We start from the raw sequence: 16,123 nt of genomic DNA on the forward strand, positions 1-16,123 counted from the left end.
GAGCACCGCGCAGTGACGATCAAACCCGACCTCGGCATCACGATCCCCGACGAACTCGGAACCGTGCACTTCGTCGGGATCGGCGGCTCGGGCATGAGCGGCATCGCCCGACTCTTCCTCGGCGCTGGGCACACGGTCAGCGGCTCCGACGTGCGCGACTCCGCCAACGTGCAGGCGCTCCGCGACCTCGGCGCCACCGTGCACATCGGACACGACGCAGCCAACGTCGGCGACGCAGACACCCTGGTCGTCACCGGTGCGCTCTGGCAGGACAACCCCGAATACCAGCTCGCGCTCGAACGCGGGCTGCCGGTGCTCCACCGCTCCCAGGCCCTCGCCTGGCTCGTCTCGGGCCAGCGCCTCATCGCCGTCGCCGGTGCCCACGGCAAGACCACCTCGACCGGCATGATCGTGACCGGTCTGCTCGGGCTCGGAGAGGACCCGAGCTTCGTCAACGGCGGCGTCATCGACACACTGGGCGTGAGTTCGGCTCGCGGCGAAGGCGAACTCTTCGTCGTGGAGGCCGATGAGTCGGACGGCTCGTTCCTGCTCTACGACACCTCGATCGCCCTGATCACCAACGTCGACCCCGACCACCTCGATCACTACGGCTCACTCGAGGCGTTCCAGCAGGCGTTCGTCGACTTCGCCTCGGCAGCGAGCGAGACCGTCGTCATCTCCTCCGATGATCCAGGAGCCGTGCGTGTCGGCGCCGCCCTCACGGCCGCCAACGTCATCACGTTCGGTCAGGCCGCCGATGCCGACGTGCGCGTCTTCGACGTGACGACCGACGGGCCCGTCGCCTTCGCGCTGGCCTGGAAGGGCGAGGAGTACCGCGCCCAGCTGCGCATCCCGGGCGTGCACAACGCCATCAACGCCGCCGGCGCCTTCGCCGTGCTGGTGAGCGTCGGCCTGGACCCCGCTGCATCCCTCGCCGCGATCGCGGAGTTCGGCGGAACGGAACGCCGGTTCCAGCTGCATGGCACCGTGCGCGGTGTGAGCGTCTACGACGACTACGCCCACCACCCGACCGAGGTGGCCGCAGCGCTGTCAGCAGCCCGCACCGTCGTCGGCGACGGCAGGATCATCGCCGTGCACCAGCCCCACCTCTACAGTCGCACGCGCCTGTTCGCCCAGGAGTTCGCCGACGTGCTCGAACAGTACGCAGACGAGACCGTCGTGCTCGACGTCTACGGAGCCCGCGAGGACCCGGAGCCCGGCGTCACCGGCGCCCTCGTCAGCGAGCGCTTCGCCGACTCCTCGCACGTCGCGTTCGTCCCCGACTGGCAGGCCGCCGCCGACCACACGGCCGCCATGGCCCGCGAGGGCGATTTCGTGATCACGCTCGGATGCGGTGACGTCTACCGCATCGTCCCGCAACTGCTGGGCTCGCTCGAGGCCGAGCGCGAATGAGGCGGTCCGCCCGATGAAGCGGCCGCAGGGGTTCGAGCCGCCCCCGGCCGCGAAGCGACCCGCGCCGCCGAAGACCGACGCGCCGCAGCCGTCGACCACCCCGAGGATGTCGAGGACCTCGTCGTCCGCTGCAGCCGACACCGTGCTCCCACCGGTGCTCCTCTTCGACCGCGAGGCTGCCGAGGCGGCAGCGGCAGCGGAAGCCGCCGAAGCCGAGAGGCGCGCTGCCAGGAAGCGGCGGGGGTCGCGTGCGGCCGGCAGTGCATCCCAGGCTGCATCCGTCGACGATCCGGCTACGACGTCGTCCTCGCCTCCGGATCCCGAGTCGCACCGGCCGCAGGAGCCGACCCGCTCCGCGTGGGCGACCGCAGCGGGCATCCGCGCCGCCAAGCGCGACCGCAGGCGCTACGAGCGCGCAGAGGTGCGCCGCTTCACCGCCGCGTCGCGCCGGCGCCGACGCACCTGGCTCATCAGCGGGGGAGCCCTGCTCGCCATGGTGCTCGTCGTGGCGGGAACAGCCTTCTCGCCGATGATGGCGCTGCGGGTCGTCACGGTCGAGGGTGCGCAGAGGGTGGCGCCCACCCAGATCGTCACGGCGCTGAGCGACCAGCTCGGCACGCCCCTGCCGCTTCTCGATCTCGCAGCAGTGCGGGACAAGCTCTCCGACATGACCCTCATCCAGAGCTACTCGACCGAGAGTCACCCGCCGGACACGCTCGTCATCCGCATCGTGGAACGCGACCCGATCGGTGCTGCGCCCACGGACGCCGGTTTCGACCTGGTGGACTCAGCGGGCGTGGTGATCTCGTCCTCTCCCGATCGACCGGCGGGCTACCCCGTGCTCGACACGCCGACCCCGAAGGCGCTGGCAGCTGCAGGCGAGGTGGTTCGGGCGCTCCCGGCCGACCTGCGGGCCACCCTGGACAGCGTTCGGGCTGAGACCCGCGACGACGTCACGCTGCAGCTCGTCGGCGGCCCGGCCGTCGTCTGGGGGAGTGCCGACGACTCGGTCATCAAGGCTGCCGTGCTCGCCAGGCTGATGGCGGTGGCGCCGGGTGCGGCGAACTACGACGTCTCTTCGCCGTCGAGCCCCGTCTACAGCTGACGCCTGCCATCCGCCCGTTTCGGGATTCACGGCGCGACAGCGAGGCGACTTCGACTCATTTGTTCCGACACGCCCGCGCTTGTCTGACCCGCTTCGCCCGTGTCGACCTAACGTCAAATCAAGAAATGCATACCCAGCATAACTTTAAGCTTCCACTTGAGGTTTAGGGTTTTCAACCGGAGGCCGGACGTGTCAACAAACCAGAACTACCTCGCCGTCATCAAGGTCGTCGGAATCGGCGGCGGCGGTGTGAACGCCGTCAATCGAATGATCGAATTGGGCTTGCGCGGAGTCGAGTTCATCGCCATCAACACGGATGCCCAGGCACTGTTGATGAGCGACGCCGACGTCAAGCTCGACGTCGGACGCGACCTCACCCGCGGCCTCGGTGCCGGAGCCGACCCCGAGGTCGGCCGTCGTGCCGCCGAGGACCACGCCGAAGAGATCGAGGAGGCCCTCGCCGGGGCCGACATGGTCTTCGTCACCGCCGGAGAGGGCGGTGGAACCGGAACCGGCGGCGCACCCGTCGTCGCCCGCATCGCCAAGTCCATCGGAGCACTCACCATCGGTGTCGTCACGAAGCCGTTCGGCTTCGAGGGACGCCGCCGCCAGACCCAGGCCGAGCAGGGCGTCGCAAGCCTCAAGAACGAGGTCGACACCCTCATCGTCGTGCCCAACGACCGCCTGCTGGAGATCAGCGACCGCGGCATCAGCATGCTCGAGGCGTTCTCGACCGCCGACCAGGTGCTCCTCGCCGGTGTCCAGGGCATCACCGACCTCATCACCACCCCCGGCCTGATCAACCTCGACTTCGCCGACGTCAAGTCGGTCATGCAGGGCGCGGGTTCCGCCCTCATGGGCATCGGCTCCTCTCGGGGTGCCGACCGCGCCATCAAGGCGGCGGAGCTCGCCGTGGCCAGCCCGCTCCTCGAGGCGTCGATCGACGGCGCCCACGGTGTGCTGCTCTCCATCCAGGGTGGATCCAACCTCGGAATCTTCGAGATCAACGACGCAGCACGTCTGGTGCAGGAGGCCGTCCACCCCGAGGCCAACATCATCTTCGGTGCCGTCATCGACGACACCCTGGGCGATGAGGTGCGCGTGACGGTCATCGCGGCCGGCTTCGACGGCGGAGAGCCGCAGCCGATCGACGAGGCGGCACGCAAGGCGGGTCAGACCAAGGCCAGCCTGGGCGCCGCGGCCGCCGCCGTCGGCATCGCCGTGAGCCCGACCGCCGCCGACTCCCTCGACGGCGAGTTCGACATCGAGGAGCTCGTCGAGTCTCCCGTCTGGACCGCAGACTCCGGTGTCGTCGAGCAGGTCGTGGCAGACCCCGCCTTCGCCGACGACAGCGAGGACATCGACATCCCCGACTTCCTGAAATAGGAAGCGAGCGAGAAGACTCACGATGACGGATGCCACGCTCGCCGAACGCCTCGGCTCCCTGCGGCTCGCGGTCTCCGACGCCGCGGCGGAGGCCGGGCGATCCGTCGACGACATCACGACCATCGCCGTGACGAAGTTCCACCCGGCCGCACTCATCCGCGACCTGGTGGAACTCGGAGTGCACGACATCGCCGAGAACCGACACCAGGAGGCGAGGGAGAAGGCGGCCGAACTGTCGGGCCTGCCCATCCGCTGGCACTTCGTCGGACAGGTACAGGGCAAGAAGGCCAAGCAGGTGCGGGCCTACGCCGACGTCATCCACTCCGTCGACAGGTCGTCGCTCGTCGACGCCCTGTCGTCGGAGGAGTCGAGCATCGACTGCTTCGTGCAGGTGAACCTCACGGCGGATGAGTCCCGGGGCGGTGCGACTCCGGCCAGACTGCCCGGCCTCGTCGACGAGGTGCTCGCTGCGCCCGGTCTGCGCCTGCTCGGGCTCATGGCTGTCGCTCCCCTCGATGAGGACCCGCGACGCGCCTTCGCCCATGTGAGGGCGCTCTCCGAGCGCATCCAACGGCAGGCACCCCAGGCCACCGCGTTGTCGATGGGAATGTCCCAGGACTTCCGCGCCGCCATCCTTGAAGGGGCGACACACCTTCGAATCGGCACCATCATTACCGGGAATCGTCCTGACCCCCGGTTAATCTGAATCTGTAGTGATCACGCAACGGAGGTAGCGATGTCCAACCCGCTCAAGAAGACCATGGTCTATCTGGGTCTGGCCGATGAGGAGCTCGAATACGAGACTCCCGAGGCGGCACCTGCCGCGCCCGTCGCGGCGGCACCGGCGCCGGCACCCGCTCGCGGTGGCGCCCCGGTGACTCCTCTGCGCAAGTCCTCGACTCCGAAGGTGGTTGCACCCGTGGCATCCGAGATGAACGAGATCCTGACCGTGCACCCGCGCCAGTACCGCGACGCGCAGGTCATCGCCGAGAGCTTCCGCGAGGGCATCCCCGTGATCATCAACCTCTCGCAGATGTCCGACGGCGACGCCCGTCGCCTCATCGACTTCGCGAGCGGACTGTCCCAAGGCCTCTACGGCAAGATCGAGCGCGTGACGAACAAGGTCTTCCTGCTCTCACCGCAGCACGTCATGATCTCCGGTGAGAACGGTGCTGCGGAGTCCGACGTCGAAGCGTCGTTCTTCGCGCAGCCGTAACAGTACGTGGCGATCGTCTCGCTCCTCGCGAGCATCCTCTACTACCTGCTGCTGATCTACTTCTTCGTCATGTGGGCGCGCTTCGTGCTCGACCTGGTGAAGACCTTCAACCGCAGTTGGCGTCCGCGCGGTTTCGGCCTCGTGCTCGCCGAAGGCGTGTACACCGTGACGGAGCCGCCGATCCGCTTCTTCCGCCGCCTGCTGCCACCGCTCCGCGTCGGCGGCGTGGCGTTCGACTTCGGTTGGAGCCTGACGATGCTCATCGTCATCGTCCTCATGTGGGTCGTTCCGCTGTTCGCCTGAGCGATCGGGCGATCCCTCCACGTCGTCGGACGTCGGCGCGCCGTGCGAATCCCCAGCGGACTTTGCTAGCGTTAGTCGAACGTTTCCAAGACCAGTTCGATTCAAGTTCAAAGGGTGGCAGGCCATGGCGCTTACTCCGGAAGATGTTGTCAACAAGCGGTTCCAGCCGACGAAGTTCCGTGAGGGATACGACCAGGACGAGGTCGATGACTTCCTCGATGAGGTCGTCGTCGAGCTGCGCCGCCTGAACGGTGAGAACGAGGAGCTGCGCCAGCAGCTCGCCTCGGCCGGTTCGCGTGGCGACGAGGCCCCGGCCGCCGTCGCGCCCGTTCCCAGCTTCGCCGAGCCCGTGGCTGCCGTTCCGGCACCCGTCGCAGCCCCTGTGGCAGCGGCTCCTGTCGAGGACGAGCAGACCAGCACCACCAACCTCCTCCAGCTGGCTCGCCGCCTGCACGAGGAGCACGTGCGTGAGGGCATCGAGAAGCGCGACGCGCTCATCGCAGAGGGCCACGCCACCGCCGCACGTGTCGTCGCTGAGGCGGAGGCCAAGCAGCGTGCCCAGATCGGAGCGCTCGACGCCGAGCGTCAGGGCCTCGAGACCCGCATCGACGAGCTCCGCAACTTCGAGCGGGACTACCGCTCGAAGCTCAAGGGCTACATCGAGGGTCAGCTGCGCGAGCTCGACGCATCGGGCGGAGCATCGGCCGCACCCGCATCCGCTCCCGCCGGCCAGACCTTCGGTTCTCCGGTGAGTGCATCGGGCGACCAGCAGGCGCCGAGCTTCCAGGGCTTTGGCGCGTAGCGCCGGCACGAAGAAGAGGGTCAGCTCCACCACACTCGCACTTCTGGTCGGGGTCGCGCTCTGCGCGTTCGGCCTCGACCAGTTGAGCAAGTTCCTCGTCGTCAGCAACCTGACGGAGGGGGAGACGGTACCGGTTCTCGGTCCCGTGCTGCAGCTCCTGTTCGTGCGTAACTCCGGAGCAGCGTTCTCCCTCGCGAGCGGCATGACGTGGATCTTCACGATCATCGCCTCGCTCGTGATCGTGTTCATCATCTGGTTCGCCTCGCGCATCCGTTCGAAGGCGTGGGCCGTCGTGTTCGGCCTGCTTCTCGGCGGTGTGCTGGGCAACCTCACCGATCGCTTCCTCCGGGAACCCAGCTTCGGCATGGGGCACGTGATCGACTTCATCTCGACACCGTGGATCGTCCCGGCGATCTACAACGTGGCCGACATGGCCATCGTGTCGAGCATGGTCCTGTTCCTCATCCTCACCCTGCGCGGCATCGGCCTCGACGGGTCACGGCCGAGCAAGGATGCGGCGGACCCCGAAGCGGATGCCGCCGAGGCCGACGTGACCGCGACGGACTCCACCGCGAGTGCGACGTCCGCCGCCGAGGCGCCGACGACTCCCGTTGCCCCGCAGACGCCCACGTCGCCCGAGGGTCGCGACTGAGCATGGAGACGCGCTCCCTGCCCGTGCCCGACGGCCTGGACGGCACCCGTGTCGACGCCGCGATCGCCAAGCTCCTCGGCTTCTCCCGCACGTTCGCGGCCGAGGTCGCCGAGGCCGGCGGGGTGAGCGTCGACGGCCGCACCGTCGACAAGTCGGACCGGCTCCGGGGAGGCTCCTGGCTCGAGGTGAGCTGGGCGCCCAAGCAGGCTCTCGAGATCGTGCCGATTCCGGTGCCCGACCTCGGCATCGTCTACGACGACGATGACATCGTCGTGGTCGACAAGCCGGCTGGGGTCGCAGCGCATCCTTCGGTGGGGTGGGAGGGCCCGACCGTCGTCGGGGCTCTCGCCGCAGCCGGATTCCGCATCTCGACGTCTGGCGCTCCGGAGCGGGCCGGCGTCGTGCACCGCCTCGACGCCGGCACCAGTGGACTCATGGTGGTGGCCAAGAGCGAGAAGGCCTACACGGCACTGAAGCGTGCCTTCCACGACCGCGAGGTCGAGAAGATCTACCACGCGGTCGTGCAGGGCCATCCGGACCCCCTGCTCGGCACGATCGACGCGCCCATCGGGCGGCATCCGCGATCCGACTGGAAGTTCGCGGTGATCGCCGACGGCAAGCACTCCGTCACGCACTACGAGACCATCGAGGCGTTCCCGTACGCCTCCCTGCTCGAGATCCACCTGGAGACCGGCCGCACGCACCAGATCCGCGTGCACATGGCCGCCCAGCGGCATCCGTGCGTCGGCGATGCCATGTACGGCGCCGACCCGAAGCTGTCGGCCAAGCTCGGTCTCAGCAGGCAGTGGCTGCACGCGCGCCAGCTCAGCTTCGACCACCCGTCGAGTGGAGAATGGGTCACCTTCCAGTCGCCGTATGCCCCAGAACTGCAGCACGCCCTCGACGTTCTGCGCGGCGACTGACCGACACGCTGGCGACGCGCCGTGTCGCGCTCGAACTGGTCTTAAGCTGGACACTCACCACCCGCTCGTCCCCTCTCGTCAGGAGTGAATCTGCCCTCCAACGGTGACTCCTTCGTCCACCTGCACGTGCACAGCGAGTACTCGATGCTCGACGGCGCAGCACGCGTCAAGCCGCTCATCGAGGCCGCCGTCGAACAGGGCATGCCCGCCGTCGCCGTCACCGACCACGGCAACGTCTTCGGCGCCTTCGACTTCTGGCGCACGGCCACCGAGGCCGGCATCAAGCCGATCATCGGAACCGAGGCCTACGTCACGCCCGGCACGCACCGAAGCGATCGCACCAGGGTGCGCTGGGGCAACGGCGGCGAGGACGACGTGTCCGGAGCGGGCGCCTACACCCACATGACACTGCTGTCCGCCACGACCGAGGGCATGCACAACCTCTTCAGGCTCTCCAGCAAGGCGTCGATGGAGGGCTACTACTTCAAGCCGCGCATGGATCGCGAGATCCTCTCGGAGTACAGCAGCGGCCTCATCGCCACCACGGGGTGCGTGAGCGGCGAGGTGCAGACCCGCCTGCGGCTCGGGCAGTACGACGAGGCCGTCAAGGCCGCAGGCGACTTCCAGGACATGTTCGGCAAGGAGAACTACTTCGCCGAGATCATGGATCACGGCCTGCCGATCGAACGCCGCACCATGAACGACCTGCTCAGGCTCGCCAAGCAGCTCGACATGCCGCTCGTGGCCACCAACGACCTGCACTACACGCACGCCCACGACGCCACCAGCCACGCCGCCCTGCTGTGCGTGCAGTCGGGATCCACCCTCGACGACCCCAACCGCTTCAAGTTCGATGCCGACGAGTTCTACCTCAAGAGCGCCGACCAGATGCGGTCGTTGTTCCGCGACTACCCCGAGGCCTGCGACAACACGCTGCTCATCGCCGAGCGCTGCAATGTCGAGTTCGACACCAACGCGAACTACATGCCGCGCTTCCCGGTTCCCGAGGGCGAGACCGAGGACTCCTGGTTCACCAAGGAGGTCGACGCCGGACTGGCCGAGCGCTACCCGAACGGCATCCCCGACGACGTGCGCAGGCAGGCCGACTACGAGGTCGGCGTCATCCTGCAGATGGGCTTCCCCGGCTACTTCCTCGTCGTCGCCGACTTCATCAACTGGTCGAAGCGCAACGGCATCCGCGTCGGCCCAGGCCGTGGTTCGGGTGCAGGATCGATGGCCGCATACGCCATGAAGATCACCGACCTGGATCCGCTGCGTCACGGCCTCATCTTCGAGCGCTTCCTCAACCCCGACCGCGTGTCCATGCCCGACTTCGACGTCGACTTCGACGATCGTCGCCGCGGCGAGGTCATCAAGTACGTGACGGAGAAGTACGGCTCGGAGCGTGTCGCTCAGATCGTCACCTACGGAACGATCAAGGCCAAGCAGGCGCTCAAGGACTCCTCCCGTGTGCTCGGCTTCCCCTTCGGCATGGGCGACAAGCTCACGAAGGCGATGCCGCCGCCCGTCATGGGCAAGGACATCCCGCTCACCGGCATCTTCGACAAGGCGCATCCGCGCTACAAGGAGGCCAGCGACATCAGGGCCGTCGTGGAGACGGATGCCGATGCGCGCACGGTCTTCGACACGGCCCTCGGCATCGAGAACCTCAAGCGCCAGTGGGGCGTGCACGCCGCGGGCGTGATCATGTCGAGCGACCCGCTCATCGACATCATCCCGATCATGAAGCGCGAGCAGGACGGCCAGATCGTCACGCAGTTCGACTATCCGGCTGCGGAGTCGCTCGGGCTGATCAAGATGGACTTCCTGGGGCTGCGCAACCTCACGATCATCTCCGACGCCCTCGACAACATCGAGGCGAACCGCGGGCACAGGCTCGACCTCGAATCGCTCGAGCTCGACGACCAGCCCTCCTACGACCTGCTGGCCCGTGGCGACACCCTCGGTGTGTTCCAGCTCGACGGCGGCCCCATGCGCGGCCTCCTGCGACTGATGAAGCCGGACAACTTCGAGGACATCTCGGCCGTCCTGGCGCTCTACAGGCCGGGCCCGATGGGCGCGGACTCGCACACCAACTACGCACTGCGCAAGAACGGCCTCCAGCCGATCACGCCCATCCATCCCGAGCTGGCAGAGGCACTCGAAGACGTGCTCGGCGGCACCTACGGCCTCATCATCTACCAGGAGCAGGTGATGTCGATCGCCCAGAAGGTCGCCGGCTTCTCGCTGGGCCAGGCCGACATCCTGCGTCGCGCGATGGGCAAGAAGAAGAAGTCGGAGCTGGACAAGCAGTTCGAGGGCTTCTCGGCCGGAATGACGGCGAACGGATACTCCGCCGCCGCGATCAAGACCCTCTGGGACATCCTGCTGCCGTTCTCCGACTACGCCTTCAACAAGGCGCACTCGGCGGCCTACGGCGTGGTGTCGTACTGGACCGCGTATCTGAAGGCCCACTATCCGGCCGAGTACATGGCCGCGCTGCTCACCAGCGTCGGCGACTCGAAGGACAAGATGGCCATCTACCTGAACGAGTGCCGGCGCATGGGCATCAGGGTGCTCCCACCCGATGTGAACGAGTCGATCGGCTTCTTCGCCGCTGCCGGCGAGGACATCCGCTTCGGTCTCGGCGCGGTGCGCAACGTGGGTATGAACGTCGTCGACGGCATCCGTGCCGCCCGCGAGGAGAAGGGCCGCTTCGAGTCGTTCCACGACTACCTGCGCAAGGTGCCGATCCACGCCACCAACAAGCGCACCATCGAATCACTGATCAAGGCCGGCGCCTTCGACTCCCTCGGCAACACCCGCCGTTCGCTCGTCGAGATCCACGAGCAGGCGGTGGAGTCCGCCGTGAAGATCAAGCGCGACGAGGACAACGGCAACGTCGGATTCGACTTCGACAGCCTGTTCGAGGATGCCGGCGCCGCGCCGGTCTCCCACGTGCCGGATCGTCCGGAGTGGTCGAAGCGCGACAAGCTCGCCTTCGAGCGCGAGATGCTCGGCCTGTACGTGTCGGACCACCCACTGGCCGGTCTCGAGGTTCCGCTCGCGAAGCACGCCGATGTGGCGATCGCGGACCTCATGGCCAACGAGAACACCCAGGACGGCGAGACCGTCACCATCGCCGGCCTGGTCACGAGCGTGCAGCACCGCACGGCCAAGAACTCGGGCAATCAGTACGGCATGATCCAGGTCGAGGACTTCGGCGGTGAGATCACCGTGATGTTCATGGGCAAGGCCTACCAGGAGTTCGCCCCGGCGCTGGTCGGCGACTCCATCGTCGTGGTCAGGGGGCGCGTGAGCCTGCGGGACGACGGCATGAACCTGCACGCCTACAGCATCTTCAGCCCCGACCTCGGTCAGGGCGACATGGACGGCGCCCCCGTGGTCATCTCGGTGCCGGAGTCGCGAGCGACGACCGACATCATGCAGTCGCTGGGTGACGTGCTCATCAGGCACTCCGGAGAGACCGAGGTTCGACTGAAGCTCGTGAAGGGATCGACGGCCCGCGTGTTCGAGGTGCCGTATCCGGTGCGGGTGACGGCCGACCTCTACGGGGAGCTCAAGAGCCTGCTCGGCCCGAACTGTCTGGTGTAGCCGTCGCGAGCTCGATCGTGAACACGATCGGGCCGTCGCCCACCCGCTCCTGGCCGGTGAACCCCACGCGCGGATAGAACGCCAGACCTCCGGAGTTCCGGGGGTCGACGGCGAGGTGCAGCCCCGGGACCCCGGCCTCGCGCAGGGCGTCGAGCGCCTTCCCGATGAGCACCCGCCCGAGGCCCCGCCCCTGGAGCCGCGGATGCAGGTCGATGTGCAGGTGCGCCGGGTAGGGCAGGAGAACGTCGTCCGACATGCGCTCCGGCTCGTGGAAGAGTGCGACGAGGGAGTTGTCGGCATCCGTCGCCGCCGAGCCCAGCGGGTACTGGGTGCGCAGGGCGGGCCACCACTCGGCCTCCTCCCACGCCTCGAAGGCCCGGGTGTCCGGGGCCGCGAGCACGTATCCGCCGATGCCCTGCTCATCGGCGACGACGAATCCGAACTCCGGATGCCGCACGGCGTACGGGCCGGCGTAGACATGCCCGATCAGGTCGGGGTTCTCGTACACACCGCTTCCGTCCGCGCCGGCATCACCCGTCACCAGGCAGATGTCGTAGATGCCGGGCAGGTCGTGGGGGAGCGGATGGCGGATCTCGATCACGCGTCAACGTTAGCGGCGCGCTGCCGCGCGATGACGGAGGCTGAGCCCGACGCCGATCACCGCCACGGCCGCGATCACTCCAGCGGGGAGCAGGGTGGCTGCATCGGGCTGCACGATCGACTGGCCGCGCAATGCCTGCCAGGTCACGAGCGCCATCGCGGCACCGTAGACGGCGCCGCTCGTCCAGACCAGGCCCACTCGAACGCGCACGTCGGCGAGCACACTGATTCGACGCGCTGCGACCTCGATGAGCAGCAGCGCGAGGGGAAGCGCCTGCAGGGCGTGCATGCCGATGAAGTGCGGTATCCGCAGGTCGCCGTGCTCTGTGCTCCAGCCGAGCAGCAGCAGCCCGGCCCCGCCGTCGTCGGCTCCCACGGTGTGGGCGCCGATGATGCCCTGGTAGTTCTCGAGCTGTGCGGGCAGGGGCATCGTCATGAGGAAGCCCAGGCCCAGACCCACGAGGCAGAGCGCCGCTCCGAGCCTGATCGCCAGTGAGCGCGCCCGATCGGCCAGCGGTGTGAACCACAGCAGCACAGCCGCGACGAGGGTGGCGATCCAGAGCACGGCGATCGATGTGCCCATGACCGACCAGACGGCCCCGTCGAACGGGTCGGCCTGATTGAAATGGCTGCGGTGACCGCGCACGGTCTGCAGCACGATGAGCACGGTCTCGATCGCGAGAGTGCCGGCGATGACCGTGCCCGTCCACCAGGCGGTGCGCCGGAACCGGGTGAGCTGACCGATCAGCCACGCCCACGTCACGGCGTAGATCGCGATGGAGATGGCGAACTTCAGCGGCTTGGCCCACACAGGCGCACCGACGAGTTCGCGCTGGTCGACGAGCAGTCCGATCGTGGCCACGAGTCCGAGGGCGAGCATTCCGATGGCGAGCGCGATCAGTGGTCGATGCCAGCGAACCGGCGGCGGGAGCAGCAGCGGCGAGCGTGCCGCGGTGGTGGCCGTTCTGGTCGGAACCGTCGTGGACATGGTCGCCTCGTCTCTCGACCCGGTGGGTCTCGAGAGCACGCTAACGACGATCGACGGATGCCCGGCATCCGTTCGGCCCCCGGACAGTGCGGGGGCAAACCCCCGAACGGCGAGGGAGGCTCAGTCCGAGAGCACGTCACCTGGGGCGTGGTAGAACCGCTCGTGGTAGAGCAGCGGGGCGTCGATGGGACCGAGAGCGCCGGTCTCGATCTGAACGACGACGACGGCGCTGTTGTGCACGAGCACCCGCTCGATGATGCGCCCCTGCATCCAGGCCGTCACGTCGTCGAGCACGGGAAGGTCGTGCGGCCCCGGCGCCCAGTGGTGGCCCGAGAACCGCTCGGCCGCCGGCCCGGCCATGATCTGCGCGAGACCCCGGTTGCGGCGCCCGAGCATGTGGATGACGAGGCGGTCGGTCTCCGCGAGTGCCGGCCACGAGCTGGCGGAGCGTGCCATGTTGAAGGTCGCCAGCGGCGGAACGGCGGACAGGGAGGCGAGCGACGTGGCGGTGAAGCCGACGGGAGTTCCGGCGGAGTCGCGGGCCGTGATGACGGCGACGCCGGCGGCGTGACGGCGGAACGCCTGCTTGAACGAGAGCAGGTCCTCGGGCGTGGCAGCGTCTGAGAACGTGATGGAGCTGGAGGCGGGGGCTGACTCATTCATACGAATGTTTCAATCATCGTCCCGCCGGAGCTATTCCTGAAACGGCTCGTCATCCGGTGACGCGAAGGGACGCGTCGTCCGGCGCCGGCGACTCGTGCCGCACCCCCGGCCCGTAAACTCGAGGGTGTGATGCACACGATCGATCTCCGCGGCCGCACCCACACGTCTGCCGAACTGCTCGCGCTCGTGCCGCGGGCGGCCGTCGACGTCGCCGTCGCCAGCGAGGCGGCCTCGGCGCTCATCGATGAGGTGCGCTCAGGCGGGTCGGAGGCGCTGCTCGCCCAGGCCGACCGATTCGACGGAGGACGCCCGCCCGCCCTGCGCGTACCGGCATCCGAGATCGCCGAGGCCATCGCGAATCTCGACCCGGCGGTACGCCGAGCGCTCGAGGAGACGATCCGTCGCGTTCGTCTGGCGAGCTCCGCCCAGGTGCCGCAGAACACGGTCACTGAGATCGCGCCAGGAGCCAGAATCCGCCAGCGCTGGCAGCCCATCGCCCGGGTCGGCCTCTACGTGCCCGGCGGCAAGGCCGTCTATCCGTCGAGCGTGGTCATGAATGTCGTTCCGGCCCAGGTCGCGGGCGTCAGCTCGATCGCCCTCGTGTCACCGCCGCAGCGGGACCACGGCTCGCACGTGCACCCCGTGGTGCTCGCGGCCGCCGGGCTGCTGGGCATCGACGAGGTCTATGCCATGGGCGGAGCCGGAGCCATCGGCGCCCTCGCCTACGGGGTCGACGAGCTCGGCCTCGAGCCGGTGCAGCTCGTCACCGGACCGGGGAACGTGTACGTCGCCGCGGCGAAGCGACTGATCCGCGGCCAGGCCGGGATCGACTCCGAGGCCGGACCCACCGACATCCTCGTGATCGCGGATGCCGCAGCCGACGCCAGGCTCGTCGCCGCCGACCTGATCAGCCAGGCCGAGCACGACGAACTCGCCGCCGCCGTCCTGGTCACGGATTCGGCCGAGTTCGCCGATGCCGTCGTCGTCGAGGTCGAGCGCCAGGTCGCTCTCACGACCCACCGCGATCGCGTCACAGCCGCATTGACGGGGGAGCAGTCCGCCGTCGTGCTCGTCGACGACCTCCGGGCCGCGGCCGCCTTCAGCAACGCCTTCGGACCAGAGCACCTCGAGATCCAGACGACGGATGCGGAGGCCGTGCTGGCCGACATCCAGAACGCCGGCGCCATCTTCCTCGGCCCGAACTCCCCGGTGAGCCTCGGCGACTACGCAGCTGGCTCCAACCATGTGCTGCCGACCGGCGGCCAGGCACGCTTCGCGGCCGGACTGAATGCAGCGACGTTCCTGCGGTCGCAGCAGGTCGTCGAGTACAGCCGGAAGGGTCTCGCAGAGGTCGCTGAGACGATCGCCGCGTTGTCGGCGACCGAGGCGCTGCCCGCCCACGGCGACGCCGTCGTGGCGCGGTTCAGCTAGGTCGGACCACGTCGGCCGACGCCGGCGATGCGGCATCCGTGACCGGAGAAACCGCCGGTGCTACCGTGGAACCATGACCCCGCAGGAGCTCGAGAACCTCGCTCACCTGCGCCGTGCCCGTGACCTGATCGACCGCGACTACGCCCAGCCTCTCGACGTGCCGACGATGGCGGCGAAGGCCCTCATGTCACCCGCCCACTTCTCGCGCAGCTTCAGAGCCGCGTACGGCGAGACCCCGTACAGCCATCTGATGACACGCAGGATCGAGCGCGCCATGGCGTTGCTGCGAGCCGGCTCCAGCGTGACGGATGCCTGCATGGCCGTCGGATGTACATCCCTCGGGTCGTTCAGCTCGCGCTTCCTCGAGATCGTGGGCGAGACGCCGTCGGCCTACCGCAGCCGCGGCCACGACGCCGTCGAGGCGATGCCGGCGTGCATCGCGAAGGTGTACACGCGCCCGATGCGCAAGCCGGCTGCTGCTTCCGGGGAGGACGACGCAGAAGTCGCATCGAGCAGGATCGGAGAAGCCGCCGCATCCAGTGCGGCGTAGCGTCGGCCTCATGACCATCGCACTCCAGTTCACCAACATCACCGTCAACGACGTCGACGAGTCGCTGCCCTTCTACCGTGACGCCCTGGGCCTCGAGGTGCAGAACGACGTCGCCTCGGGCGACTACCGCTGGGTCACCCTCGGCAGCGCTGCCCAACCGGGTCTGGGCATCGTGCTGTCGGTGCCTCACGCCGGACGATCCAAGGCAGACGGCGACGCGATGCAGGAGCTCCTGACCAAGGGCGTGCTCCCGCTGCTCGTCTTCGCCTCCGACGACGTCGATGCCACCTTCGAGACGGTGCGAGCCTCGGGCGCCGAGGTGCTGCAGGAACCGATCGACCAGGGTTGGGGGGCGCGCGACTGCGCCTTCCGGGACCCGTCCGGCAACACCGTGCGCATCTCGCAGGCTCCTCCGGCCTGACGGCAACGCCGACTCGTCGGTCACCGCCGTCGTCCGGCGGAGCACGCGTGCGCGC

General features: G+C 68.3%; 16 protein-coding genes. 13 read left to right on the forward strand and 3 right to left on the reverse strand.

Annotated features, from left to right (window positions below; genetic code table 11):
• Nucleotides 1-12 precede the first annotated feature (12 nt).
• From murC to dnaE, 10 genes are all read left to right on the forward strand, one after another.
• The gene (gene murC, locus ASC59_RS02435) at nucleotides 13-1,413 is read left to right on the forward strand and encodes a UDP-N-acetylmuramate--L-alanine ligase (protein ID WP_055818034.1); all 1,401 of its coding nucleotides are present in this window, start codon (nucleotides 13-15) and stop codon (nucleotides 1,411-1,413) included.
• A 106-nt stretch (nucleotides 1,414-1,519) separates the two neighbouring features.
• Nucleotides 1,520-2,518: an FtsQ-type POTRA domain-containing protein gene (locus ASC59_RS02440; RefSeq protein ID WP_082513579.1), complete on the forward strand. Its 999-nt coding sequence runs from the start codon at nucleotides 1,520-1,522 to the stop codon at nucleotides 2,516-2,518.
• Between the two features lie 189 nt (nucleotides 2,519-2,707).
• The gene (gene ftsZ / locus ASC59_RS02445; protein WP_055818037.1) at nucleotides 2,708-3,904 is read left to right on the forward strand and encodes a cell division protein FtsZ; all 1,197 of its coding nucleotides are present in this window, start codon (nucleotides 2,708-2,710) and stop codon (nucleotides 3,902-3,904) included.
• Nucleotides 3,905-3,926: 22 nt separating this feature from the next.
• Nucleotides 3,927-4,610 (forward strand): YggS family pyridoxal phosphate-dependent enzyme, encoded by a 684-nt coding sequence (locus tag ASC59_RS02450; protein ID WP_055818039.1) that lies wholly within the window; start codon nucleotides 3,927-3,929, stop codon nucleotides 4,608-4,610.
• A gap of 30 nt (nucleotides 4,611-4,640) precedes the next feature.
• Entirely contained in the window at nucleotides 4,641-5,120 is a 480-nt protein-coding gene (locus ASC59_RS02455) for a cell division protein SepF (RefSeq protein ID WP_055818041.1), read from the forward strand.
• Between the two features lie 6 nt (nucleotides 5,121-5,126).
• Entirely contained in the window at nucleotides 5,127-5,423 is a 297-nt protein-coding gene (locus ASC59_RS02460) for a YggT family protein (RefSeq protein ID WP_055818043.1), read from the forward strand.
• Nucleotides 5,424-5,547: 124 nt separating this feature from the next.
• Entirely contained in the window at nucleotides 5,548-6,225 is a 678-nt protein-coding gene (locus ASC59_RS02465; protein WP_055818045.1) for a DivIVA domain-containing protein, read from the forward strand.
• Nucleotides 6,215-6,877 (forward strand): signal peptidase II, encoded by a 663-nt coding sequence (lspA, locus tag ASC59_RS02470; protein WP_055818047.1) that lies wholly within the window; start codon nucleotides 6,215-6,217, stop codon nucleotides 6,875-6,877. Before ASC59_RS02465 ends, lspA begins: the two co-directional genes overlap by 11 nt.
• A 2-nt stretch (nucleotides 6,878-6,879) precedes the next feature.
• On the forward strand, nucleotides 6,880-7,800 hold the full coding sequence (locus ASC59_RS02475; protein ID WP_055818048.1) for an RluA family pseudouridine synthase: 921 nt from the start codon (nucleotides 6,880-6,882) through the stop codon (nucleotides 7,798-7,800).
• A gap of 144 nt (nucleotides 7,801-7,944) precedes the next feature.
• Nucleotides 7,945-11,415, forward strand: coding sequence for a DNA polymerase III subunit alpha (gene dnaE, locus ASC59_RS02480; RefSeq protein WP_055822697.1), 3,471 nt, complete (start codon nucleotides 7,945-7,947; stop codon nucleotides 11,413-11,415).
• On the opposite strand, the gene ASC59_RS02485 is transcribed toward dnaE, so the two are convergent.
• The 3 genes from ASC59_RS02485 to ASC59_RS02495 form a co-directional block, all read right to left on the reverse strand.
• Nucleotides 11,381-12,016 carry a GNAT family N-acetyltransferase gene (locus ASC59_RS02485; protein ID WP_055818051.1) on the reverse strand — a complete coding sequence of 212 codons (636 nt, stop codon included), beginning with the start codon at nucleotides 12,014-12,016 and terminating at the stop codon, nucleotides 11,381-11,383. The two genes, dnaE and ASC59_RS02485, sit on opposite strands and share 35 nt — an antisense overlap.
• 9 nt (nucleotides 12,017-12,025) lie before the next feature.
• Nucleotides 12,026-13,003, reverse strand: a complete 978-nt coding sequence (locus ASC59_RS02490) for a hypothetical protein (RefSeq protein WP_200942304.1) — start codon at nucleotides 13,001-13,003, stop codon at nucleotides 12,026-12,028.
• 120 nt (nucleotides 13,004-13,123) lie between these two features.
• Complete coding sequence (locus tag ASC59_RS02495; protein ID WP_055818053.1) at nucleotides 13,124-13,666, reverse strand: flavin reductase family protein; 543 nt, start codon at nucleotides 13,664-13,666, stop codon at nucleotides 13,124-13,126.
• A 129-nt stretch (nucleotides 13,667-13,795) separates the two neighbouring features.
• Between ASC59_RS02495 and hisD the strand changes: the two genes are divergently transcribed.
• The 3 genes from hisD to ASC59_RS02510 all read left to right on the forward strand — a co-directional run bounded on the left by hisD (nucleotide 13,796) and on the right by ASC59_RS02510 (nucleotide 16,068).
• Complete coding sequence (gene hisD / locus ASC59_RS02500) at nucleotides 13,796-15,097, forward strand: histidinol dehydrogenase (RefSeq protein WP_055818055.1); 1,302 nt, start codon at nucleotides 13,796-13,798, stop codon at nucleotides 15,095-15,097.
• Nucleotides 15,098-15,170: 73 nt separating this feature from the next.
• The gene (locus ASC59_RS02505) at nucleotides 15,171-15,647 is read left to right on the forward strand and encodes a helix-turn-helix transcriptional regulator (protein ID WP_055818057.1); all 477 of its coding nucleotides are present in this window, start codon (nucleotides 15,171-15,173) and stop codon (nucleotides 15,645-15,647) included.
• A gap of 10 nt (nucleotides 15,648-15,657) precedes the next feature.
• On the forward strand, nucleotides 15,658-16,068 hold the full coding sequence (locus ASC59_RS02510) for a VOC family protein (RefSeq protein WP_055822702.1): 411 nt from the start codon (nucleotides 15,658-15,660) through the stop codon (nucleotides 16,066-16,068).
• Nucleotides 16,069-16,123 lie beyond the last annotated feature (55 nt).

Origin of the sequence: Leifsonia sp. Root1293 (assembly GCF_001425325.1) — a bacterium.
Lineage (GTDB): Bacteria > Actinomycetota > Actinomycetes > Actinomycetales > Microbacteriaceae > Orlajensenia.